Source organism: Leptolyngbya sp. NIES-2104 (genome assembly GCF_001485215.1).
GTDB lineage: Bacteria > Cyanobacteriota > Cyanobacteriia > Leptolyngbyales > Leptolyngbyaceae > Leptolyngbya.
The window spans coordinates 44706-67243 of record NZ_BBWW01000004.1; the positions used below are offsets into that span (position 1 = coordinate 44706).

The following is a 22538-nucleotide window of genomic DNA, read 5'->3' on the forward strand; positions in this document are numbered from 1 at the left end:
ATATTATCCCTCTACCGTACATATAGCTCGCTTCTATCAATGGGAGTAATCTGATTTCTGTTCCACCTTAAGATAGAGGGCATTCATCTAAAATTAGGTATTCTTTGTGTGGAATTGCAGAAGTAGTAACGGTTCGATATGATGCTAATTTTTATAGTGAATAAAAATTAATAGTGCTACGTGGATGAAAACAGTGTACTGAACGCAGTATTCATGCTTCGGCAGTATCAATTCAATTGATAGAGGAATTGCTTCTTGCAAGATCAGCCGCTTAACGAAACACTCAGCGCTAAGAATTTCAGTCACTTGATTGAGGCTGTGGTCAAAGCGATTTTGAAAGTCGGTCAAACGCACGACCTAGAGCAAGCGTTCGTAGTCCGGGACGAATTACGCCGTCTTCCAGATGCGTTGCTGACTGAAGTTCTAAATCAAGTGATGTTGCACCTCGTCTCGATCGATCCTTTATTATGTCGCTGGTTTATTATTGATGTCTTTCTACGAGATGCATCGCCGGAGGGCAGAGCAGACGTTGCAGAACGGATTAATCTACTGATAGCGGGTCTGCGATCGCTCTAGCTAAGTATGGTTAGCTAGAGCCACAGTTCAGTAAGATCAATGACCAGTAGCTCTCTGATTAGAATTGCCGACTGATATGCGACTTCGCTGTCATCATTAAAACTAAACAACTATGCACTGAAAGTGCATAGTTGTTTAGTTTTGACCTTCTACTGTTTCTTTGTTCTCTCAAAAACGGTCGATAAAGATTCTCAAAACGCAGCGTTCTTTAGCGACTGGAAGCTTCGTGTAGCAACGCCTCTAGCTTTCTAGTGACTAAATGCAAGATGAGTTGTGAGAAGCTCAGTTTTTCAAAGCTCCAACTCATAGATTTGAGCGATCTCATCCGATTGAATTCCCAAATACGCCAACGTCTGACGCTGAGTGGCGTGTCCGAACGCTTCCATCAGCAAAGGAATTGCAGTGCCTCGCTCCGTTCGCTGCCAGTAGCCCCAAGTCTTCCGCAGCGTATGACTCCCATAGTTCCCCTTCAGTCCCACATCTTGGCACCAAGTTTTGACCATCGTACTCACAGTCGTCACCGTTAAACACCCCCGCTGCCCCGTGAAGAGATTGTCTTCGTCCTGAAGCTGACTGTTCCCCAGCCAATGCTGAATCGCCGAGATCGCAGTGCCATTGAGCGTCACAGGACGATACTTGTGCGTTTTGCTCTGCTTCAGTTCTAAAACATCGCCGACATTAAGCGATCGCACCTGCCGCACCTTGATCGATAAGAGTTCGTTTGCCCGATACGCCGTGTTGATTCCCAACGTGAACAAACACAAATCACGCGGATGGTCTGCCAGCACCTTCTTGATTCGTTGGATCGCTTTTTTGTCTCGAATCGGTTCCACCTTGATCGTTGATCCTGGTGCGGGATGGTTGGGATTCTGCCCTTTCTGAAACGGCATACGGCTCTTTTCTCGACTCACTAACTTTTAGCCATTTTATCTGTAAACTTAGCGAAGTTGAAAACCTTTGATTTTAGCCCTGTCTAACAGAATCATGCTGAAAGTCAAGACAGAAGCGAGGTTTAGCCTCTTTCTTATCTCACTAACTTCGAATAAATAGTTAGTCAGTTGGATGAGACGTAGGGTTGAGGCGAACATCTGACTCCTGATTAAAGTCGTGCCAGTGATTCTGTTGATTAAAGTTGCGATCGACAGAGTTCAATCGATGAATTTTCTTGCACTGCTCATTGGTTTTCAAGGTGGCGAGCAGTGCCATCTCAAATTGTCTTCAGCCAAGTCGAATGGAGGAGTGTCAGGCAGTGAAGCCTTCCGAGATGGTCAGTCAATCTTTAGTAGAAAATCATCGATGCTGAACGATGTTAATACAGGTGCCTTGAGCGCAATTCCTTCGCCTTCGTCGTTGTCCTGAATGTGCCAAGACCAGATACGGCATCTCAAATCTTTCGGTACGCGCACAAGAGCCACATGATTAACTTGTGGATTAACGGATTGATAAGAACAAATTCTTCCACCATATAGCCTACCTGCTACATGAGAACAAGCTCTAGAATCCTTGTGACATATATTGCACAAATATTTATCTACTATTATTCCAGGGCTAAGATACATACCATTGCCAAAAGCCTTTTGGAAAAAGCTCTCTAAGCCATCTAAAGACTGAGCAACTTTCCTGATTACTTCACCTTGATAGAATCGGGATGCAAATTCAAGCCTTTCTTTGCAATCGCACAGCTTAATCCATACCTGTTCCACGATCAAATTATGCTCATGCCATCTACCATTACTAGTGGCTTGACATATTTGAACAGAATCATGCAATCCTTTGATGAGGATTAGTAGAATAAGCAGTTTATTGTACTCATTGTCATCTACTTCAAAGACACGTTGCTTGAATGCAGAGCCATAATTGGTTATAAAGTTTGTGCAGAGTAAATCTGCTTCCTCATACTGCTTATTGAACATCAGCTTCAACCATGTTTCAACTAACTCTGAAACATGAATTTCAAAGTCTACCGATTCAGTCTTTAGTTTCATCAATTTCGTCTTGATTGTTGATGCCTTTCAAAATCCTCAAAAAAGTATCTGCATCACCGTGAAACGTAATTTCACTAGATGCTTTTTCATCCACAATTTTTAGATTGACATGGACTCTTGTTTCGTCTGGCTTCCCAGAAAGTTGAGAGAGTTTTTGCTGTTTGGAGGACTCTAATTCCTTCTGAATTTTTTCTCCTAGTAGGCGACCTATCACACTGATCAATAAGGGGAGTACAGCATGGTTGAGAATCCACACAGAGCCTAATCAAATGTCCAGACCTCTGCGCTCTGAGATTTTGGCATCTAAACCAAGATCATAAGAGTTTGCACACTTTACACCCTCTTCCTTTAACAGCTTGCATAGAATAATGGATTCACTTGCATCAAATAATTCCAAATGTTCTGATTGATTCTCAATATTTTCAGGAAGGCACAACATTTGGTATCGCTCAAAAATATTTGAGCTAACGCCAAGCTTATTTAAGAGTTCTGATTCTATCATTTGCCTCTCACACCACCTCGAAACTCAAATTTCATTCACTCTATTAAATTCTAGCTGTTATGAAATTTGATGACATTAAGCAGCCCAATCCTTGCAAAGTGTTTCAGCTTGAGCAAGAACGGTTTGAGTTGCTTTCTCCTGCTTGTCAGGTGGATAACCGTATTTCCGCAGTAGTCGTTTGACGATCGTGCGAAGTTTTGCTCGAACGGTTTCGCGTTCTGTCCAGTCGATACTGACGTTGCGTCGGACTGCTTCAACCAGGTCACGTGCGATCGCTTTTAGCGTCGCATCGCCCAAAACTTGAACTGCACTGTCATTCACTTCAAGCGCGTCATAAAAAGCGAGTTCATCCTCGGATAATCCCAGACTCTCGCCGCGTCGATTCGCTTCACGCATCTCTTTTGCGAGTTCAATCAACTCTTGCAGCACCTGAGCCGATTCGATCGAGCGGTTTTGATAACGCCGGATTGTGTTTTCTAGCATCTCTGAGAAGCTGCGGGCTTGAACAACATTTCGGGCTGATTTGGTGCGAATTTCATCATTTAGTAGTTTTCGCAGAACTTCTAGTGCTAGGTTCTTTTGGGGAATGTCGCGGACTTCTTCTAAAAATTCGTCGGATAGAACCGAGATTTCGGGTTTGTCGAGTCCAGCGGTCGCGAGAATGTCGATGACTCCATCAGATGCAACGGCACGAGAAACAATTTGACGGACGGCTGCATCGAGTTCTGCTTTGCCTTTGCTGCCTTCAATCGTATGTTTAGAAAGAGTTGCTTTGATTGCTTGAAAGAACCCAACTGTTTCTCGAAGCGCGATCGCAGTTTCTTCTGTACCACAGAGGGCGAAAGCTTTAGAAAGCTCAGTCACCGCTTGAATATATCGCTGTACGCTGTTGTCCACTTGAAATTCCGGGCGAAGAACCCAGTCTGTGGCTTCTCGTAAAACAGTTAATCGCTCTGGAGGAGTACCTGTAAAAAACTGGGAATAGTCAAAGCCGTGGAACATTGCAGCAACAATTTCGTACTTCTCCTGCATCAGAGCGACGGCTCCTTCAATGGGAATGCCTGTCTCACCACGATCGCCTTCTGTGTAGTCCATCAAAGCAGATTTCAAATCTTGGGCAATGCCCAGATAATCGACGACAAGACCTCCTGGCTTTTTCCCAAAGACCCGATTGACGCGGGCGATCGCTTGCATCAGGTTGTGCCCTTTCATCGGTTTGTCGATGTACATCGTGTGCAAACAGGGTGCATCGAAGCCTGTGAGCCACATATCGCGAACGATTACCAGTTTGAGGGGATCTTGAGGATTGCGAAGACGATTTGCGATCGCATCCCGCCCTTTCTTAGAACGAACATGAGGCTGGAGCAGTTCGCTATCTGATGCACTGCCCGTCATCACGACTTTGATTTCACCTGCGTCGTCTGAGTCGGAGTGCCACTCTGGGCGAAGTTTGATGATTTGCTTGTAGAGTTCAGCACAGATGCGGCGACTCATGCAGACAATCATTCCTTTGCCTTCCATTGCAGCAAGTCGATCGTCAAAGTGGGTGAGAATATCTTGAGCCACCAATTCTAAGCGCTTCTCTGTGCCGACCATTGCTTCGAGTTGTGCCCATTTACTTTTGAGCTTGTCCTTGGTCGTTTGTTCTTCGCCTTCGGTGACATCTTCAAACTCAGGATCAATCTTGGGCTTCTCGCTGGCTTCGAGTGTGATTTTGGCGAGTCGGGCTTCGTAGTAGATGCTGACGGTCGCTCCATCTTGAACGGCACGCTGGATGTCGTAGATGTCGATGTAATCGCCAAAAATTCGACGGGTGCTGGCATCGGCTTTATCGATCGGAGTTCCAGTGAAACCGATAAAGGAGGCGTTGGGTAAAGCATCACGCAGATACTTTGCGAACCCATAAGCGGTGTATGCCCCATCTTCTCCAGTGGCTTGGTCTTTAGTTTTAATGACTCGTGCTTGGAGTCCATATTGAGAGCGGTGAGCTTCATCAGCAATGAAAATGATATTGCGGCGATCGCTCAACATTTCATATTCGCCGCCGCGATCTTCTGAGGCGAATTTCTGAATGGTGGTGAAGATTACGCCGCCAGACGCGACTTGAAGCTTATTTTTGAGGTCAGCGCGATCGTCGGCTTGAACGGGAGTTTGTCGCAGTAAGTCTTGGCATTTAGAAAAGGTGGTGAAGAGTTGATCGTCTAGATCGTTGCGATCGGTGAGAACAACGATCGTAGGATTTGCCATTGCTGGATGCTGCACGATTTTTCCAGCGTAGAATGCCATCGATAAGCTTTTGCCTGACCCCTGAGTGTGCCAGATTACGCCTACTCGTTTGTCGCCTTGGGGAGAGATAGCTTGGACGGTTTCGGCTACGGCTTTGTTGACGGCGTGATATTGGTGATAGCCTGCTATTTTTTTGATGATGGTTGCGCCATCGACTTCGTAGACGATGAAGAAGCGGATCAGGTCGAGGAAGCGGGTTTTCTCAAATACGCCGCGAATGACGACTTCGAGTTCGGGGGTGTTTTTGGGAGCGAGATCATCACCATCGATCGTGCGCCAGGGCATAAAGCGTTCCCGATCGCTGGTAATCGTACCAATGCGAGCATCTAATCCATCAGAGATAACGAGGGCAGCATTGTAAGCGAACAGGCTAGGAATATCGCGTTTGTAGGTCTGAAGTTGGTTGAAAGCTCCTTCGATATCAGCGTTTTCGCTGGCAGCGTTTTTGAGTTCAATCACTGCCAGAGGAATTCCATTGATGAAGACGACAAGATCGGGGCGGCGATTTTTGCGGTTTTCGATCACGGTGAACTGGTTGACTACGAGCCAGTCGTTGTTGTTGGGGTCTGTCCAGTCGATCAGCCATGCTTGGTCGTGGATAGTACGATCGTCGTTTTGATAAACGACAGGTACGCCATTGCTAAGGAGACGGTGGAAGCGTTGATTATTTTCGACGCTGTTCTGGGTTTCGGAGCGAAGAACTTGTCGAATGACTTCATCGATCGCTTCTGCTGGAAGTTGGGGATTAATTTGAGCGATCGCGTTTCGTAATCGATTTTCTAGAATGACTTCGCTGAGTTTTTGGCGCTCGGCGTTAGGTTCTCCGGGAGCAATGTCGTAGCCGCAGAGGTAGGAGTAGCCGAGGGTTTCAAAGTAAGAGAGGGCAGCGAGTTCTACATCGGTTTCAGTAAAGTTGCTCATATGTCGTCTTGATGTGCCACTCCTTGCTCAAAAGAATTCCCATGTTTTGGGCTGCGATTTCAAACCAATCTTGTTATCAGGTTTTGTAGGAATAGTGGCGGTCTTTTATCTGTATTGATACATGGAGATAAAGGAAACATCGCGTCTACGTCAAACTATCAACAGATTTATAAGGCTTGCCAGCTAACTTCACAAATTCTTCAAAACAGTTTCTAGATAGCTCACTTCACCTTTAAGGATGCTGAGTTACATTTAAATCGCCTGTATATGAGTATGCAGGGAGGATGGTTTACCACGGACTTGCCTGCGAAGAGTAGTGCTGGTTTGAGAAACTTGTCACACATATAGTTTTGCTGACGGTGCTTCCTTGAGTAGTAACATTCCCAAGAGAGTGACAGTAGCGCGTGCGCTAGGGGGTCGTGTGGATGCCGTCTATCCTGACCTCCTAGCTCTGCTATATCAACGAGGCACTTATGTCTAAATTTAGAGATGCCGAATCGAATGATTGGTACAGATCCCGTGGCTACATCCATTTCGACCGCGAGGTATCTAGAAAATTTGCTCAGGCCTACATAACAGATTGCAAGAGAGTTGAGCGCCACGCATTCTTTCCTTTTCTCAAATACGTTAAAGTTACTCCTCGATATAAGTCTAAAATTCGCAAAACCCAAGATAAAAATCGTCCTATTCTCTATGCAGGACATCTAGATTCTCATATTTATGCTTGGTACGCACGAGAACTTAGTAAGCTTTACGAAATATATATACAGGCGCAACCTTTACAAGATTGTGTAATTGCCTATCGTTCCTTGGGAAAATCAAATATTGATTTCTCCAGAGAAGTATTTGATCAAATTGAAAAAAAGCAAGAATGCACAGCATTGACTTTCGATCTATCAAGTTTTTTCGACAACATTGATCATGAGAAATTAAAAGCGGCATGGTGCGAAGTTCTTGGTACTGAAAAACTTCCTGATGATCACTACAAAGTTTATAAATCTATTACTAAATATGCTTACGTTGATCGTCAGGAAGCTATTGATGCGCTTGAAATTACCAACTATAAAGAGATAAGGGATAATAGACGGCTCTGCACACCGCAGGAATTTCGTGACTGTATTAGATCTAAAATATGTGTTAATTCTAATTCGTATGGTATTCCACAGGGTTCACCAATAAGTGCAGTTCTATCTAATTTGTTTCTTATTAATTTCGATAAAGTGATGTCACAGCACGCTTTTAGAGTGAATGGTATTTATCGAAGATATTGTGATGACATCTTGTGGGTCTGTCCTTCAGAAGAATCTGAAGAAATAAAAGCTTTAGTTGAGCAGGAGATTAAAAAAAGTGGAGATGCTCTTTCTCCAAATTCTGAAAAAACTGAAATCTCTAACTTCAGTCGGACAACGGAAGGTTTGCTGCTCGGCTCACCTCCACTTCAATATTTAGGCTTTACGTTCGATGGGCAGAATCGATTACTACGCTCTCAAACTGTTGCTCGGTACTACCAACGCATGAAACGAGCAGTTCGTTCAGCAGGTTATGCTGCCAATCAAGCGGGGGATGATAAGATTCATTGCAAAAAACTATATGAGAAGTATAGCCATTTAGGGCAGCGTAGCTTCATCAAGTATGCTTTTCGTTCAAGCAAGACCATGAACTCCCCAAAAATTCGCAGGCAAGTACGCAATCACTGGATAAAACTGCATCAAGCAATTGAAAAAGTTGAAGCAGAATTAAGAGAAGACTGAAGATTCATAAGACTCAGTATTACCGTAAAATTTATAGCTGAGATTCAACAAAGCTCTGAATGTCCTTTACAAGTGTTTTACCAGCTAGAAGTGCTGGCAGTAGAGTGTCACGGATTGAGAGAAGGGTTAATATTTGTTGTGCTTGGTTTTCCACGCATTGATCTAACGGAAAGGCTAGTTGCTCAAACCTTCTGATGGTTGCTACTGAAGGAACAATACAAGGTATTGAGAGAAAATCTTTTTTACTCATCGAGCCAAATATCGTTCCTTTTGCCTCAAAACGAGCAAAATGCTCATTAAGTCCTTGCATGGTGTAGTAGGTATAGGAGCGACTACCATCTTTATGTCGTGCAGCAGCAACTCCACGACCAATACAACATTGTTCACTTGCCAGATTGATATCTCCAACAGGAGCACGAACACTAATTAGAGTATCCCCAGCATTAGCGAAGCGAGTTGGAGCGTTACAATAAACACGAACGGACGGATAGCGAGAACCAAAATCTTTACGCCCTTGATAAAAAGGTAATCCTTTCTTATCTTGATTGTAGGTTGAGCTTGAAGGTGACTGACCCATTGTAATTTGGAATTCGTCCTCCACAACTCCTACCCTCCATCCCTTTGGAATTTCGCCTAGTACCGAACTCTCAAACTCAGCAGGAAACAGAGCCGCTGTTTCAGCATCTATACCTATGAGCTGTTGATCGTCCATTTTTGCCCGAACCGGATCGAAATCAACAAACCATGACTTAAACAAGGCACGAGTGATCGCTTCCAGCGTTTGATTCATCTGCTGGTTGAGTTCGATTTTATCGTCAAGAGAGGAGAGAATTTGAGCAATCGCTTTTTGCTTATTAATTGGCGGGAATGGTAATAATTGAGCAGAAAAGGTATCGCGAGAAAGACTTGGATTAGAGGTTCCATCCTTTAGGTGATTTAGACCAATATACTTTGTAAGGTAGTAAAAGAATTTAAGGTCGAGAGAAGGTGTGTTAGGAGTGACATAGTAAGCCGTATCGATAACCCAAAAATCGGACTCACACCACTCAACGCCGAGCGGTCCCATACCCTTTCTTCCAAGAATTACTCCCGGACCTTTCACTAAGCCCTCGTTATGCCATCCACACCGTCCGTTAGTACCATATACAGGAATGTCACCAGAAATTCGGTTCTTCTCAACGAGTCCCTTTCCATAATTGAGAGTTACTAAACTGTCAGCGCGAACTAACGGATACTTAAAGACGGTATTTTGGGAGAAACCACGTGGAAAAGTTCCTACAACATTTCCTGAGTTGACAAATTCGATCAATTCGCGAACATTCATCTACTTCTCAAGCCTCCATTTCGCCCACCACCAAAACGCGCAATTCTGTCACTCGTTTCAGTTGAATATCATTTGTTAAAAACGCATCACAATTTGCTGCGATCGCGGTTGCAATCTGTAGCGCATCTGGCAACTGAAAATTGTATTCAAATCGAATTCTTGCAGCTTCACGAGCAATCATCCGGGAACTCTCCACAAACACCACATTCTCACTGTCCAGAATCTCTAAATAAGCCTGCTGCAACGCTGCTAAGTTCAATCGCAACGCACCCACTAGGCATTCTGCGATCGTCACTGGACTCACAACAGCCGTAATCTCGGCTTCCAACCGTTCAAAGATTGGGTCAACCACCCCAACAAACTGCGGATTCCGCTCAACAAAATAAATCACAGGAGACGTATCCAGAAATAGCCGAGAAACTCCTGACACCTCATCGTCAATTTGCATCATTCCCCTCGTGATAGTCGATCGCGATGTTCATCTCCTTCCCGTCGAGTCCGTGACACCCATTCTTGAGCATCTTCCCCCATCATCGGATAAGGAGCCATCCCCTTAAGATCACTCCACTTACGTTTCGGTCTTGGATTCTCCTCAGCAATGCCTCGTTTGGGCTTATTTTGCGTCACTGCCTGACGTTTTAGTTGCTCTGCGGTGTGATTTAGGACTTCAAACTGCTCTTCTAGCGTGAGTTGATCAATGTCTTGCAGCACTTGCTGTAATGAAGTCATAACCCCAACCTCCTAAGATTTTCTCGAATCGCTATCTCTAATTTGGCACTTTCAGCAAACTGCTGGTCGAGCGTCTGGGTCAACCTCTGCATCTTTTCCTCAAACGGCTCATCGTCCTCGATCAAGTCTTCCGCCCCCACATATCGTCCCGGAGTTAGCACATACCCATGTGATTTAATGTTTTCCAGCGTCGCACTTTTACAAAATCCTGCCACATCTGCATACACCCCAGCCTCCGGTTCGCCACGCCACGCATGATAAATTCCCACAATCCGGTCAAGCTCTGTTTCAGTGAGTTCTCGATGTGTGCGATCGACCAAATTCCCCAGCTTCCGCGCATCAATAAATAGGGTTTCTCCCCGTCGATCTCTGAGCGGCGAAAATCCTTTTACGCCGATCGCCCCTTTCTTATTGCGCGTCACAAACCACAAACACGCTGGGATTTGCGTAGTGTAAAACAACTGCCCCGGCAGCGCGATCATGCAGTCCACCAAATCCGCTTCTACGATCGCTTGACGAATGTCTCCCTCGCCCGACTGGTTAGAACTCATCGACCCATTCGCCAACACAAAGCCAGCAATTCCATTCGGTGCGAGATGATGAATCATGTGCTGCACCCAGCCATAATTCGCGTTGCCTTTGGGCGGGGTGCCATACTGCCAGCGCACATCATCCGCAAGCGACCCATTCCACCAATCACTGATGTTAAAGGGCGGATTTGCCAAGATGTAATCCGCCTTCAGATCCTTGTGCAAATCATTCGTGAAACTGTCCGCTTGTCGATCGCCAATATTGCCGTCAATTCCCCGAATTGCCAAATTCATCAAACACAGTCGCCGCGTGGTCGGGTTTGACTCCTGCCCATAGATGGCAATGTCACCCTTACGCCCGCCATGCGCCTCAACGAATTTCTCCGACTGCACAAACATTCCACCTGAACCGCAACAGGGATCATAAATTCGCCCTTTATACGGCTCAATCATCGCAACTAATAGCTTCACGACCGACTGCGGTGTATAGAATTCTCCGCCCCCTTTGCCCTCCTTCTCAGCAAACTGCCCCAGGAAATATTCATACACCCGCCCCAAAATATCCTGGGATCGACTGGCAGCATCTCCTAACCCAATCCTGCTAATCAGATCAATCAGTTCACCCAACCTTTGTTTATCGAGATCCGGTCGGGCATACTGCATCGGCAATACGCCTTTGAGTCGCGGGTTCTCTTTCTCGATCGCACTCATTGCCTCATCAATCAGCTTGCCGATCGTCGGCTGTTTTGCATTTGCCTGAATGTGCGACCATCGCGACTCTTTCGGAACCCAAAAAACGTTTTCACCCACATACTCATCTCGGTCTTCAGGATCGGTGTAGTCCGTTTCTTGTCGGCTTGCTAAGTTGTCGTAGAGTTCCTGGAACGCATCTGAAATGTATTTAAGAAAAATCAGCCCCAGCGCAACGTGTTTATACTCAGCAGCATCCATGTGACCACGCATCTTGTCAGCCGTTGCCCACAGCGTTTGTTCAAAACCCAGATTTGCGCCATTGCCGTTTTTGCCGTTCGTTCCTTTTTTCGTCGCCACGCTGGATGATGTCCTTAATCGAACTCAATGATCAATCGAAAACAAGTGTAGTGCCACACGTCAGAAATTGAAACTTTTCTCTAAAAGCATTGGCACTTCTAATCGAGAATTTGCCCTACACTATGCCGTGTAATCCTAATTCGACTCATGCCGATCGTCGCAATCATTAATCAAAAGGGCGGAGCAGGCAAATCCACCATTGCAGTTCACCTTACCCGTTGGCTCCAGAAGCAGAAGAAGTCTGTCGTGGTTGCGGATGCAGACGCTCAATGCTCATCCTCAAAGTGGCTATTGCGACTTGAGCAAGACGTACCCTGTGAAATTATTCAAGCTCCGGATACACTTCTGGACGAACTCCCTAAATTACTTGAAAAGTACGACTGGGTAATTGTCGATGGTCCGGCTGCACTCTCCGAAACCACAAGAGCCGTGATCCTCGTGGCAGATTTAGCGATCGTACCCTGCCAGCCAACAGGCGTTGATCTCGAAAGCGCCTCAGATACCGTTCGCTTAATTCATCAGGCACAACGCATCCGTCGCGGCGATCCGAAAGCTGTGATGTTTGTGAACCGAGCCGTTAAAGGGACCAAGCTGAAAGATGAAGCGATCGAAGTATTGCGCCTTATGCCGGGAGTCACAGTTTTAGAAACCGTAATTCATCAGCGTCAAATTCTGGCAGACTGTTTTGGGCAGAACTCAACAGTATTTGACTTGACAGGCTCGACGGCTGGAATTGCTCGACGCGAACTAGAGCAACTTTTTAAGAAAGCGCTGGAGGTATTAGATGGCTAAATCGAGACAATCGCTAACTCAGGGCTTATCGGCATCGATCGCCCAGAAGTTTATTGAAAATCCCGAAAGCGTTGACCCTTCGCAAACGCTCTCCCTTGGGCAAATTCATCTTCCGAACAAGCAACCCCGACGCTACTTTGATCCGCAGAAGCAGGCACAGCTCGTCCAATCTGTCCGGGAGTATGGCATTTTAGAGCCATTACTCGTTCGTCCTCTGGAGAATGGAGCTTACGAGTTAGTCGCAGGTGAGCGGCGCTACCGCGCAGCAAAAGAGCTTGGACTTCAAGATGCTCCCGTGGTGGTCAAGGAGCTTAACGATCAACAGGCGCTTCGAGTATCGCTGATTGAGAATCTACAACGAGAAGACCTCAATCCAGTCGAAGAAACAGAAGCCATTTTAGATTTACTTGCGATTCAAATTGGCGGGAGTCGTGATGATGTTGCTTCGGTTTTGCACCGAGCCAATCACGCAAAAACTCGTGAGCAAGAACTGGAGGGAAACGTTTCCCTCCAGCTTCAAACGATTGAATCTGTTTTGGAAGAAATTGGTCGCTTCAATGCTGAATCCTTTCGTACCAGCCGTTTACCGCTACTTAAGTTGCCGTCCGAAGTTCTACAAGCACTTCAAGAAGGAAAGCTTGAATTTACAAAAGCGCGAGCGATCGCACGAGTAAAAAGCGAACAGCAACGCAAATCACTACTTAAGCTGGCAATATCAAAGAACCTGAGCTTGAGTGAAATCAAACAAAAGATCGCAGCAGTCTCCCCTCCTCAAGAAAAAGCACCAGAAGTCAGCTATGCTCAACGATATGCTCAGATTGGACAACGGTTGAGAAAGTCAGCAATCTGGGAAGATCCCAAAAAGCGAATTAAGCTAGAAAAATTGCTTTCTCAACTTGACGATTTGATTGGAACTGAGAATCCATCAAATTAAATTTTCAACCTATAGCTGTGCCACCGTGACTGATCAATCCTCACTCTTCTCGCAAAACTATGATGCTTTCCTCAATAGATTGAAGGAGCGCATTCGTCACGCTCAAGTGTTGGCTGCCACAGCTCTTAACCGAGAAGCAATTTTACTGTATTGGCAGCTTGGTAAAGAAATTCTAGAGCGACAAGAGCGCGAAGGTTGGGGAGCAAAAGTTGTCGATCGACTTGCTAAAGATTTACGACGCGAATTCCCTGATGTGCAAGGATTTTCGGCGCGAAACCTCAAATACATGAGGGCATTTGCGGAGGCATATCCAGACGTTGAAATTGTGCAACGGCTGTTGCACAAATTGCCGTGGGGTCATTTGATTCGATTATTGGACAGTGTGAAGGATTCAGACCAGCGACTCTGGTACGCGCAGCAAGCGATCGAGAATGGCTGGAGCCGAACGATTTTGGAGTATCAGATTGAGAGTGGATTACACAAGCGGCAAGGTGGAGCAATTACAAATTTTGAACAGACGTTACCGCAGCCCCAATCTGACCTGGCAAGAGATTTAATCAAAGATCCGTACAACTTCTCGTTTCTGACGCTGGGTAAAAATGCCCAAGAGCGAGATCTTGAAAATGCGCTTGTCGCACACATTCGAGACTTTTTATTAGAGCTGGGAATGGGATTTTCTTTCATGGGAAGTCAGTACCCAATCGCAGTGGACGGAAAAGATTACAAACTGGATTTGTTGTTTTATCATGTTCGACTGCGTTGCTATGTGGTTATCGAACTCAAAATGGTGGAGTTTGAGCCAGAGTTTTCCGGCAAGCTTAATTTCTACGTCTCGGCGATCGATGATTTGCTACGGCATGAAGATGACCAACCCACAATCGGCATTATTCTTTGTAAGTCAAAGCGAAGAACCACAGTAGAGTATGCGCTTAGAAATGTGAGTACACCGATCGCAGTTTCCACCCACCAATTACCAGATCAGTTAAAAGAAAATCTACCGTCGAGCGAACAGCTTGAAATAGAGATTGATACTAAGCTTTCTGAAATTGCAAATCAGGAGTAATCTCAATCCGGTATGCCATGCTTTGATCTCACTCCCGCGTCAGTATTCATTTGCAGATTTCGATTCGATAGCTGGCTGGAGTTGTGCGAACTGAACACCGAAATTTTACCTTTACCAGGTTTCCAGCGCTTTCGCCTGACCAGTTCAATTTCACATCAATCGACTTATCTGGGCGCTGAGAAACGGATAGAATCTCGGATTTGATCGAGCCTGCCTTGAATTGCTTCCAGTACCGCTGATAATCTTGACGACTCACGCCCCAAGCTGGCGACAGAAAACTGTAAGCTGTATCAAAATCATGTTGATTCAACGCTTCAAAATATCGGCTCATGAAGTCTTCAACCGTCATTTGGATGGGGGTTGGATCAACAGAAGGTGAAGGAACTGAATTTGAGGACAGCGTGGGTGATTGAGTCGAAGGAATCTCTCGATTGATGCGAGTTAAGCCAATATTTAATCCAATGAGCGATGCACCTAGCACTGCTCCTAACATAACGAGTTGAGAAGGACGCATAAATTATGTGGGATAATGTGTGAAGAATGGGTGCTGCCGCACCCCATGATGAAATTTAGTGCAAATTCAACTAATCGCAGTTTCTACGTTTGACGAAAAGAACTTTTGATCGCTGTTTGACAGAGTGTTTTCTCTTGATAGTTAATCTGACGCTTGTAGCGCAACTTAATTCGTTACAGAACCTCGATCGAACACGATCAACACCTGACACGGGCGGCTGACCCGCGCTGACCCTGCCCGTGTCACGGCTTTTCTGCCTGCCGTGTCGCCCGTGTCACTCTGCATCAAGCTGTTCAATTTGTGTTAGCAAATAACGAAATTCAGGACGACTCAATCCTTTACGACGAGCGTTGTAATTGCTGTAGCTTTGATCGAAAGATAATCCTTGATTCCGATCAAGCCATTCTCCTAATTCCGCGATCGCCAGCATCAATTCTGTTCGAGAAAGCGGCGGTTTAGAAACATTTCCTCGATCATTCACTTCCTTGCTTTGCGTGTTTTGCGTCAAGGGAGATAGATCGGCTGATTTTGATTCAGACGTGGGTTGAGTCGTCTCGCTTTGGTGCTGCTCTTGCGGAAATGCTTCGCCTCGATCGAGTCCTGGATTTTCGAGTCTGGGCATTGGTTCCCATCGATTTAAGGCAGTGTGAAAATAGCCAATTCCCTTCAGAATCGAATGATTTTTGAGATGTTGGGTTGCGGTCGATCGAGAGCAGGCGGACTGAAAAGCGGATTGGTCGAGGAGCAGTTTGTTGCTGAACACATTCGTATCGCCTGCCATCTGACTGAGAAAGCCAAATTGAGTAGAGTTCGCGATCGCTAAAAAGTAAACGTTCGAGCGAGATTCTTTCTTAATGCCCAGCGCATCGAGATTCAACGCCTGAGCTGTACCGTACAAAAACTTGCGTTCTGAATTGCCTTGAATTGCTAGATATGCGATCAAGAATGCAACTTCATCCCATTCCTTGATCATGCGCTTAACACCGTAAGCTGCCGCAATGCCGTTGATTTCAGAAAAGGCGATAAAGGCAGTTCCCGGACGGTCGATCGCGATTTGCAGGGCATCGACGATTGAGGCGTGGTAAGTGGCAGGGTCGTTCCGCATCGAAATTCGCACCACTTGATCGTAGAGATGACCGGACCACAGCGCCGATTCACTGGGGCTATTTTTGCCGTCAATGCCCAAGAAGTAAGCATTCTGATGGGATCGCTTCAGCGCCGACATCACGTTGTAGAGCGTAATGTCCTTGCCTGCTTCCGATTGCCCGAAGATGAATGTTGAATAGGGTTTAGCGATCATCAAAGACTGTAAACTTTTGGGAAGCCCAATCTCACACGGCAAGTTGTACGCCCGCTCTAACTCGGTCACAGGTGAGTGGATTGAATCTTGCTGCTGAGGCGAGAGCGGGACATCCACTACGTTTCGTCCTATCTGGGTATCGATTCCGATCGTGTTCTGTAACGACAATAGTTCGGACGAATTGGGATGTGACGGTAGGGTTGGAATTGTCCTGGACTTCTCATCTAAGCGATGCCGATGCCGCGCTTCTACCATTCCCGGCAGCATTTCGATTAATTGTGCGGCTGGAATGACATTGCCATCGTAAATAATTGCGTCTTGAGCGTAGTCGTAATTACCAATGAACGACTCGTAGGAACTGAGAATTTCGTCTTCTGTCCCGGTTTGCGCTTTTTGCAAATAACCTAATAACTGGATCAAGCGACGATGCTTGTTCAGCAGCAAAATCTCCCGCTTGTCGTGCATTGTTAAGCGGTGAGATCGTGATTTCCAAAACGTGAATGCGCCCAATGCTGCCACAATCATGCCAACTGGATTGGTGGACACAAGAGCAAGCCCGATCGCAACCTGACTCGCCCCTGCCCAGTTACCGATCGTTCTAACGGTGTTTGTTTTTGTCGAAAACTCTGCGAGCAGGTCTACCAGCCGGACGGAGTTAGCTAAGTCAACGCCCCCGTCTACCACCAGCGATCGCAAAATTGATTTTGAGAAGTTTGCATCCATCGCTTTTCTCGATTGTGTATCGTTGGGGCAGAACCTACGAGAACCGCCCCTTCATTGCTATTTCGCCTGCTCGTATCCGCCTAAAAATTGTTTGACTGACCGCGCTAAGCCGATCAGCACTTCAAACCCAAACACGAGAAAGCAGGTAATCAAAACGTTCTGAAGCAACCAGTTCGACGGAACCAATAGCCCCCACAGTCCGCCTTGCCAAAGCGGGTAGTCAGTCCATAGCATTCCAAAGTCACCGATGTGCGCGACGATCGACGCGACGATGAACATTTTTCGGCGCAGCTCGGCATCCCTTACCGTCACGTCTTGCCAATAGAGCAAATCGGTTTGTTTGCCTTCGGTGCGCGACACAATCGGAACGTGCAGCCCGTTCAGGGTTTTGAGGATTTGCACCTTCACGTCATAATCCCAAAAGTCAGTACGAGGAAGCGTTTCAAACACTTGAATCAGCGCCCAAGTAAGGAAGGCAATAAGCCATGAGAACGCGAGTAGCCATTGGGCACTCACTAATCTCAGAAATGACTCAACGGTCTTTGAGTAACTAGGAACGTTGATGATTGCAAAGAAAATCGCGCCTGCCAGCATGATGAAAATTTGCCCTTTCGGGGTTTGAATGAAGCTGACGATCGCAAGGAGACGATCGACAAAATCAACATCACCATCGCCGTCTAAGTCGCCTTTTTTCTTGCTGTCTGAAGACTGAGATCGTTTGGCTTCATAGCTCGGCGGGTAAACCAATTCGCGGTTATTCGAGTTCGTTTGATTCGATTTTTTGGTATCCATGTTAATGATTCCGGTAAGGAGCAAATTCGGGCGGAGGATTGTCAGATGGCATCGGGTACGGGCTGCCAGAACGCGGAACGACGTAGGCGGGTCTGAGCATCGCGCCTTTAAGAATGCTGACGAAGTTACGATCGCAAATTACAAGTCCGTCATAAACGGGTCGATTTGGGTTGCCGTAGATCTTGAAATTGCGATATGAACGATTTCGTTCTAAGCGAGAGACAGTGTTTTCACATTGTGGTTCAATGTAATCGCGCCACTGCTCCCACGCTTTTGAGTTGGCGATGATTTGTGCTTTCGTGGCTGCATCACGCTGCGCCTGCTCGACCTTGGCTTGCTGGTCTTGGTGTTGTTTTGCCTGAGCTTCGTTTTGAGCAGAAATGGCTTGCACCGCTAGGCTTCCGGCGACGACCGCACTCACAGCAATACACCCGAAAATCACCGTGACATCTGACCTCAACTGCGCCAAACGAGATTTAGGGGTCATTGCGCTACCTCCGAGCGTTTGGATCAGAGATTGGGGGACGATCGCGAAGCATGATCACTCGCTCATTGCGTCCAGTCGCGCGTAACAAGTCGTTTTGCACTTGCGGTGATAGTGTTGCGGCATAGACTCCACAAGCAAAAGCAGCGACGATCAAGCCGTAACGAGCAGCGATCAAGAGAAGTGTTTTCATTGAGCAAACACCCCACTTGAAAGCTGGCTCGACATGGATTGCAGTAGCGCGATCGCGTCGCCTTCGGTGGCGTTGATTAGGATCTGTAAGGCGTGATCGACACTCTCGGAATAGCCTTGGAACAAGCCGTCAGCAACGTCGAGATACTGTTCGAGAGTGATCGGATCATTGCCTTCTGCCTGCACTTCGGTGTCGTGGCTCTGCCATAGTGCGAGCAAGGCAATCAGGTCAAATTTCTCTATGGCGCTGAGGCGTTCGAGGTAATCGCCAAACGCATGGCACAGCCCGTTCAGAACAATCGTATCTTTGTAGTAGTAGTGCGGCGAATCGTACTTTGATGGCATACTGGAAAGCCCTCTAGAATTGCAAAATTGTGGAGGCAACAGGGTGTCTAGGCTTTGGTCAGTCGGGACACCCTTTTTAATGCGTTAATTAGCGGTAAACAGTTGGATCAGGTGAGTGGTCAGTGGGAGCGTTGCGATCCGGTTGATTCACTTGGAATCGCAGCAGCATCGGAACAGTGTGAAAGATGACGATCGCAAGCAAAATCACACCAGCGGCATTCGTTAGGGTGTTGACCCACAAGCGAATCTTTTCGTGTCGAGGTAAGCGATCGTACTCGGTCGGAAGTTGTTTGATTTTCTCAAGCATTGGAAGTACTCCTATTAACGGCATAAGTGGTGCAGTTTTGTACAAAGTCAGAACGAAGCGATGTGGGAAATCAATCGCCGCTAGTCCCAAGACGCGATCGCTTCAATGTCGTCAAGCACAGAGGAAGTTGATTCGCTTTGGCTCAATACAATCGTTTGTGGAGACTGTAAACAAGGCTGTATCCAACAGTTCAAGATGTGTTCTAAACCGTCTTTCGGATCATCAGAACGCAGACTAGCAGCTACTTCCATCAACAATTGCTGATGGTGTCTTTTAACAATCGATAAGCGCATTTTTTACTCCACTACGATCGTGCTGAAAGTCTTAGGGCAATTTCGTACAGCCCTTTCGCATTCGTCCAGCGGGCATTTTGTGGAACACTAATTCCTCGCTTTGCTAACAGTTGCGGAATTCCAGGAAGACAAGCACCACCACCGACAGCCACGATCGCAGTCGCCGCAGGGACACGAGCTTCCGCCGCCCGGACAAACGGCTTTAATCCTTGGTTGAACCATTCAGGCAAAGCTTTGAGATAAGCCTCTCTGAAATTCCAATCTGGGCATTGAGTGCCGTACTCGAATCGCCCGGACTCAATCCCTGCTCGGATTAAGTGACGGTCTGCGGGACGTTTGAGAAATTGCCGCACACTCTCGGAAAGCGCGATCGCGTCAATTAATTTCTCAACGCCAGCATCCGGTGCATAGTCCCGATAAGTCATTTGTAGGTTGTTGAAACTGCTGACGATCGTGGTGCCATTCCCAATGTCAAACAGCAACGCATTGGTAAAGTCATAGTCGTGGCGAATTGCGTAAGCAGTTCCGGCTCCCTCTTCAAGTACTTTGCCAACGATAATGTTGACAGTTGATTCTTTTCCCAGCAATCGAATGCGATGAGTACCGGAGAGTGCTTGAGCGATCGCTTTTCCAAACGTCGCCCCGTCGTGTACAGAAGCAACGATATTGAAAAACCAGTCGCTTCGGTGCGGAAATTGAGTCAAGGCACTTAGAAAAAGTTGAAGACAAAGATCGGTTTTGCCCTCCTTAGAATCGGTGACACGATAAATTGCGGTTGGATGGCTGTAGTAAGCATTGATGCCTCCGATCCACTGCCGTCCCATCAGGTCAGAACGATTGCCGTCCAAATATTCCACATACCCCTGGTTTGCGAATGTGGCGCGTTCTTCGAGGTATAGGACGTAACTCTCTTGCAGAATTTGCCCCAGACCGGAGTAAAGTTTCTCAGCTCCGTTGCCAACATCTAGCCCGATCGCCAGAGTTTGTCGTGTCGTGTCATCTGATGCCGCATTCTGCCCAACTTTGGGCAAGTTCTTTGTCATAAAGGTCATGGTCGTCTCCCATAAAAGCTTGATGTAGTGCTGGTTTAAGCCAGCGCTCATGAGAACAGCAGAATGTGTCACCCTATGCCGTCTCAAGACTTTTTCTGCCGCTTCATGAAAGTCATGATAGCATCTAATTAGATTCTGTAAAGTTCTAATTAGATTACTTCAGAATATTTGTGAAAGCACAGAGGTAGAATTCAGATGACCGAAGCATTCCAGACCACAATGGCTAAATTCAGCATCAATGTGCCAGAACAGATAGGAGAAGATTTGCAGCGATGGGCAGACGAAGAAGGACGACCACGCGCAAATCTGGCAGCATTTTTAGTTGAATTAGCTGTTCGACAGAAGTACCCAGAAAAATACCCGCCTGAGAAAGTGGTTAAAAAACACGGGGAAACAACATGATTCAAACTGTCCTCAGACAAATCACCCTCGACTTTCCCTAAGTCAAATTCGCAGAACTTAAGTAGCAAAAAGAAGGTGACTCGTTATGACTCAGACAATCACCCAGACCACAGACCAGCGATACGTTTACAACGATCGCACTTGGGAGCAATTCAAACATCTTCAAAAAGGGTATGAAGGATTACCGGGGGTGCGGCTGTCCTATTACGAAGGAACGATCGAACTGCTTATGCCCGGACAAGATCACGAGATTTTTAGTTTCGTCATTGGAATGCTGCTTTTCAACTTCCTGACGCAAAAAGGAATTCTCATTTTCCCAACTGGATCAGCGACACAAGAGAAAGAGCAAGAAGCTTCGGCGGAAGCGGATCAATCCTTCTGTATTGGGGGCAGAAAGCCCATTCCCGACTTGTCGATCGAAGTTATCTTTACGAGCGGCAGCGAAAGCAAGCTACGCCTCTATCAAGCGTTGGGTGTTCCCGAAGTTTGGTTCTGGCAAGACGGCGTGTTGAGGTTGCATCACCTGAGAGAGCAAGGCTACGAGCGAATTGACCGCAGTGAGTTACCAGGCTTAGAAGACCTCGACATTGAACTGCTCAAACGCTGCATTCTGGTGGCTGAAACCGATCCTGGTGAAGCAGCTAGAGTGTTTCAGCGCGAAATTTCGTAGTGAACTTGGACAGTTTCAATATCTCGATCACCTCACTCTCCAAGCTCTCCCAGAATGCCAAATCACAATTTAGGGCAAAGCGATGACCTTGACCACTCTTTACATTGATAGAAAATGTCGAATTCCTGATCTAATCTGCCGCAGAAGCACACCCAAAACGAACGAAGGACTCCTGCCTCTACTGCTAAATTTCATTCTGGAATCGCTCGAAGAGCTGGACCGAATCGATTATTCGTTCTTCGACCTCTCGCACACAGAAACAGTTCAGTCGTTGTGCATCGATTTGCTCGTCATCGATATCAGAGCGGCGATCGTATTAGCAGGCAGTTGTCTGCATGAAATTCGACGTGAAGCAGTGGAATGTACCTCGATCGACATCGACGACTCAGGGTAGAAGCGTAAACGTCAAAGCGATTGAGGTGAATCTGTTCAAGTCATTAAGAGGCATTGTCACATATCACGTGATATGGAATATTGATGCAGATGTTCCAAAAAACGACGATCTTTGTATGCTTATAGAGTTACAGAGAGTATTTACTGAGATCGATCGTCGATCAGAGAAAATCTCCTGGTACACTTAAACTCACTTCGATATGAGAAGTTTTCCAGGACACGCAAAGTTTTCACGTTTGTAAAACGAGAGGTTCAACATCATGATCTAGCTCCAAAAGCCAAAACCCCCACTGCGGCAAACAGCGAGGGCTTAAAGGCTTGAATATTCAATTTAATAACAGGAGGCGAGGACGCTAACTTGATGCTTTGGTCGGCTGAATAGTTAGATGTCCTTGGATTTACCGTGCCATGCTTTTCATTATGCCTCATTTGGCTCACATGGCAATAGGTTTTGTTGTGCTTTTTTAGGCATTTTCAGCATGGTTCTCTCCTGTCGCTTCATTCCAGGACAAAGAGCCAAGGATTTCTCAATGACATTTCTGTTGAAACAATTTCTTCTGATCCCGTCGTCACACCCCAACTCGTACTCGTTTCAATTCCTTGCTCTTTGTCTGATTACCCTACTTAG

The 22538-nt window shown here is 46.4% G+C and carries 27 protein-coding genes; 8 read left to right on the forward strand and 19 right to left on the reverse strand.

What is annotated here, in order from left to right; all coding sequences use genetic code 11:
* Positions 1-255 precede the first annotated feature (255 nt).
* Positions 256-576 (forward strand): hypothetical protein, encoded by a 321-nt coding sequence (locus NIES2104_RS30265; RefSeq protein ID WP_059002703.1) that lies wholly within the window; start codon positions 256-258, stop codon positions 574-576.
* 290 nt (positions 577-866) lie between these two features.
* Here the strand turns inward: NIES2104_RS30265 and NIES2104_RS30270 are convergent, their stop codons facing one another.
* The 6 genes from NIES2104_RS30270 to NIES2104_RS30290 all read right to left on the reverse strand — a co-directional run bounded on the left by NIES2104_RS30270 (position 867) and on the right by NIES2104_RS30290 (position 6270).
* Positions 867-1466, reverse strand: coding sequence for a tyrosine-type recombinase/integrase (locus tag NIES2104_RS30270; RefSeq protein ID WP_059002704.1), 600 nt, complete (start codon positions 1464-1466; stop codon positions 867-869).
* Positions 1467-1626: 160 nt separating this feature from the next.
* A complete protein-coding gene (locus NIES2104_RS32140; protein ID WP_156427178.1) occupies positions 1627-1782 on the reverse strand; it encodes a hypothetical protein in 156 nt (51 codons plus the stop codon).
* A 62-nt stretch (positions 1783-1844) separates the two neighbouring features.
* Positions 1845-2561 (reverse strand): hypothetical protein, encoded by a 717-nt coding sequence (locus NIES2104_RS30275; protein ID WP_059002705.1) that lies wholly within the window; start codon positions 2559-2561, stop codon positions 1845-1847.
* Complete coding sequence (locus NIES2104_RS30280; protein WP_156427179.1) at positions 2545-2817, reverse strand: hypothetical protein; 273 nt, start codon at positions 2815-2817, stop codon at positions 2545-2547. The genes NIES2104_RS30275 and NIES2104_RS30280 overlap by 17 nt, the downstream gene beginning before the upstream one ends.
* 9 nt (positions 2818-2826) lie before the next feature.
* Positions 2827-3063, reverse strand: a complete 237-nt coding sequence (locus NIES2104_RS30285) for a hypothetical protein (protein WP_059002707.1) — start codon at positions 3061-3063, stop codon at positions 2827-2829.
* Positions 3064-3138: 75 nt separating this feature from the next.
* Complete coding sequence (locus NIES2104_RS30290) at positions 3139-6270, reverse strand: type I restriction endonuclease subunit R (RefSeq protein WP_059002708.1); 3132 nt, start codon at positions 6268-6270, stop codon at positions 3139-3141.
* Between the two features lie 473 nt (positions 6271-6743).
* On the opposite strand from NIES2104_RS30290, the gene drt2 reads away from it, so the two are divergent.
* Positions 6744-8021, forward strand: coding sequence for an antiviral reverse transcriptase Drt2 (gene drt2 / locus NIES2104_RS30295; RefSeq protein WP_059002709.1), 1278 nt, complete (start codon positions 6744-6746; stop codon positions 8019-8021).
* A 31-nt stretch (positions 8022-8052) separates the two neighbouring features.
* Here the strand turns inward: drt2 and NIES2104_RS30300 are convergent, their stop codons facing one another.
* Genes NIES2104_RS30300 through NIES2104_RS30315 form a run of 4 tightly spaced genes read right to left on the reverse strand, consistent with a single transcriptional unit; the run spans position 8053 to position 11654 of the window.
* Positions 8053-9345 (reverse strand): restriction endonuclease subunit S, encoded by a 1293-nt coding sequence (locus NIES2104_RS30300; RefSeq protein WP_059002710.1) that lies wholly within the window; start codon positions 9343-9345, stop codon positions 8053-8055.
* Positions 9346-9352: 7 nt separating this feature from the next.
* A complete protein-coding gene (locus tag NIES2104_RS30305; RefSeq protein WP_263971090.1) occupies positions 9353-9796 on the reverse strand; it encodes a type II toxin-antitoxin system VapC family toxin in 444 nt (147 codons plus the stop codon).
* Positions 9793-10074 carry a hypothetical protein gene (locus tag NIES2104_RS30310; protein WP_059002712.1) on the reverse strand — a complete coding sequence of 94 codons (282 nt, stop codon included), beginning with the start codon at positions 10072-10074 and terminating at the stop codon, positions 9793-9795. Before NIES2104_RS30310 ends, NIES2104_RS30305 begins: the two co-directional genes overlap by 4 nt.
* Positions 10071-11654, reverse strand: coding sequence for a class I SAM-dependent DNA methyltransferase (locus tag NIES2104_RS30315; protein ID WP_059002713.1), 1584 nt, complete (start codon positions 11652-11654; stop codon positions 10071-10073). Before NIES2104_RS30315 ends, NIES2104_RS30310 begins: the two co-directional genes overlap by 4 nt.
* Positions 11655-11801: 147 nt before the next feature.
* On the opposite strand from NIES2104_RS30315, the gene NIES2104_RS30320 reads away from it, so the two are divergent.
* The 3 genes from NIES2104_RS30320 to NIES2104_RS30330 are packed head-to-tail and all read left to right on the forward strand — an operon-like array spanning position 11802 to position 14443.
* Positions 11802-12446, forward strand: a complete 645-nt coding sequence (locus NIES2104_RS30320) for an AAA family ATPase (protein WP_059002714.1) — start codon at positions 11802-11804, stop codon at positions 12444-12446.
* The gene (locus NIES2104_RS30325) at positions 12439-13380 is read left to right on the forward strand and encodes a ParB/RepB/Spo0J family partition protein (protein ID WP_059002715.1); all 942 of its coding nucleotides are present in this window, start codon (positions 12439-12441) and stop codon (positions 13378-13380) included. Before NIES2104_RS30320 ends, NIES2104_RS30325 begins: the two co-directional genes overlap by 8 nt.
* A gap of 25 nt (positions 13381-13405) precedes the next feature.
* Positions 13406-14443 carry a YhcG family protein gene (locus NIES2104_RS30330; RefSeq protein ID WP_059002734.1) on the forward strand — a complete coding sequence of 346 codons (1038 nt, stop codon included), beginning with the start codon at positions 13406-13408 and terminating at the stop codon, positions 14441-14443.
* Positions 14444-14489: 46 nt separating this feature from the next.
* Here the strand turns inward: NIES2104_RS30330 and NIES2104_RS30335 are convergent, their stop codons facing one another.
* From NIES2104_RS30335 to NIES2104_RS30375, 9 genes are all read right to left on the reverse strand, one after another.
* Complete coding sequence (locus NIES2104_RS30335) at positions 14490-14957, reverse strand: hypothetical protein (protein ID WP_059002716.1); 468 nt, start codon at positions 14955-14957, stop codon at positions 14490-14492.
* A 274-nt stretch (positions 14958-15231) separates the two neighbouring features.
* Positions 15232-16980 (reverse strand): hypothetical protein, encoded by a 1749-nt coding sequence (locus NIES2104_RS30340; protein ID WP_059002717.1) that lies wholly within the window; start codon positions 16978-16980, stop codon positions 15232-15234.
* Positions 16981-17037: 57 nt separating this feature from the next.
* Positions 17038-17772 carry a hypothetical protein gene (locus NIES2104_RS30345; protein WP_059002718.1) on the reverse strand — a complete coding sequence of 245 codons (735 nt, stop codon included), beginning with the start codon at positions 17770-17772 and terminating at the stop codon, positions 17038-17040.
* 1 nt (position 17773) lies between these two features.
* Positions 17774-18259, reverse strand: a complete 486-nt coding sequence (locus NIES2104_RS30350) for a hypothetical protein (RefSeq protein WP_059002719.1) — start codon at positions 18257-18259, stop codon at positions 17774-17776.
* 4 nt (positions 18260-18263) lie between these two features.
* Positions 18264-18449, reverse strand: coding sequence for a hypothetical protein (locus NIES2104_RS30355; protein WP_059002720.1), 186 nt, complete (start codon positions 18447-18449; stop codon positions 18264-18266).
* Positions 18446-18793 carry a hypothetical protein gene (locus NIES2104_RS30360; RefSeq protein WP_059002721.1) on the reverse strand — a complete coding sequence of 116 codons (348 nt, stop codon included), beginning with the start codon at positions 18791-18793 and terminating at the stop codon, positions 18446-18448. Before NIES2104_RS30360 ends, NIES2104_RS30355 begins: the two co-directional genes overlap by 4 nt.
* 88 nt (positions 18794-18881) lie before the next feature.
* Complete coding sequence (locus NIES2104_RS30365; RefSeq protein ID WP_156427180.1) at positions 18882-19100, reverse strand: hypothetical protein; 219 nt, start codon at positions 19098-19100, stop codon at positions 18882-18884.
* Positions 19101-19180: 80 nt separating this feature from the next.
* Positions 19181-19393 carry a hypothetical protein gene (locus tag NIES2104_RS30370; protein ID WP_059002723.1) on the reverse strand — a complete coding sequence of 71 codons (213 nt, stop codon included), beginning with the start codon at positions 19391-19393 and terminating at the stop codon, positions 19181-19183.
* An 11-nt stretch (positions 19394-19404) separates the two neighbouring features.
* Complete coding sequence (locus NIES2104_RS30375; protein ID WP_156427181.1) at positions 19405-20445, reverse strand: hypothetical protein; 1041 nt, start codon at positions 20443-20445, stop codon at positions 19405-19407.
* Between the two features lie 195 nt (positions 20446-20640).
* Between NIES2104_RS30375 and NIES2104_RS30380 the strand changes: the two genes are divergently transcribed.
* The 3 genes from NIES2104_RS30380 (at position 20641) to NIES2104_RS30390 (ending at position 21911) form a co-directional block, all read left to right on the forward strand.
* Entirely contained in the window at positions 20641-20847 is a 207-nt protein-coding gene (locus tag NIES2104_RS30380; RefSeq protein WP_202815258.1) for a hypothetical protein, read from the forward strand.
* Between the two features lie 85 nt (positions 20848-20932).
* Positions 20933-21517 carry a Uma2 family endonuclease gene (locus NIES2104_RS30385; protein WP_059002725.1) on the forward strand — a complete coding sequence of 195 codons (585 nt, stop codon included), beginning with the start codon at positions 20933-20935 and terminating at the stop codon, positions 21515-21517.
* 82 nt (positions 21518-21599) lie between these two features.
* Positions 21600-21911, forward strand: a complete 312-nt coding sequence (locus NIES2104_RS30390) for a hypothetical protein (protein WP_059002726.1) — start codon at positions 21600-21602, stop codon at positions 21909-21911.
* The last annotated feature ends 627 nt before the right edge of the window (positions 21912-22538 follow it).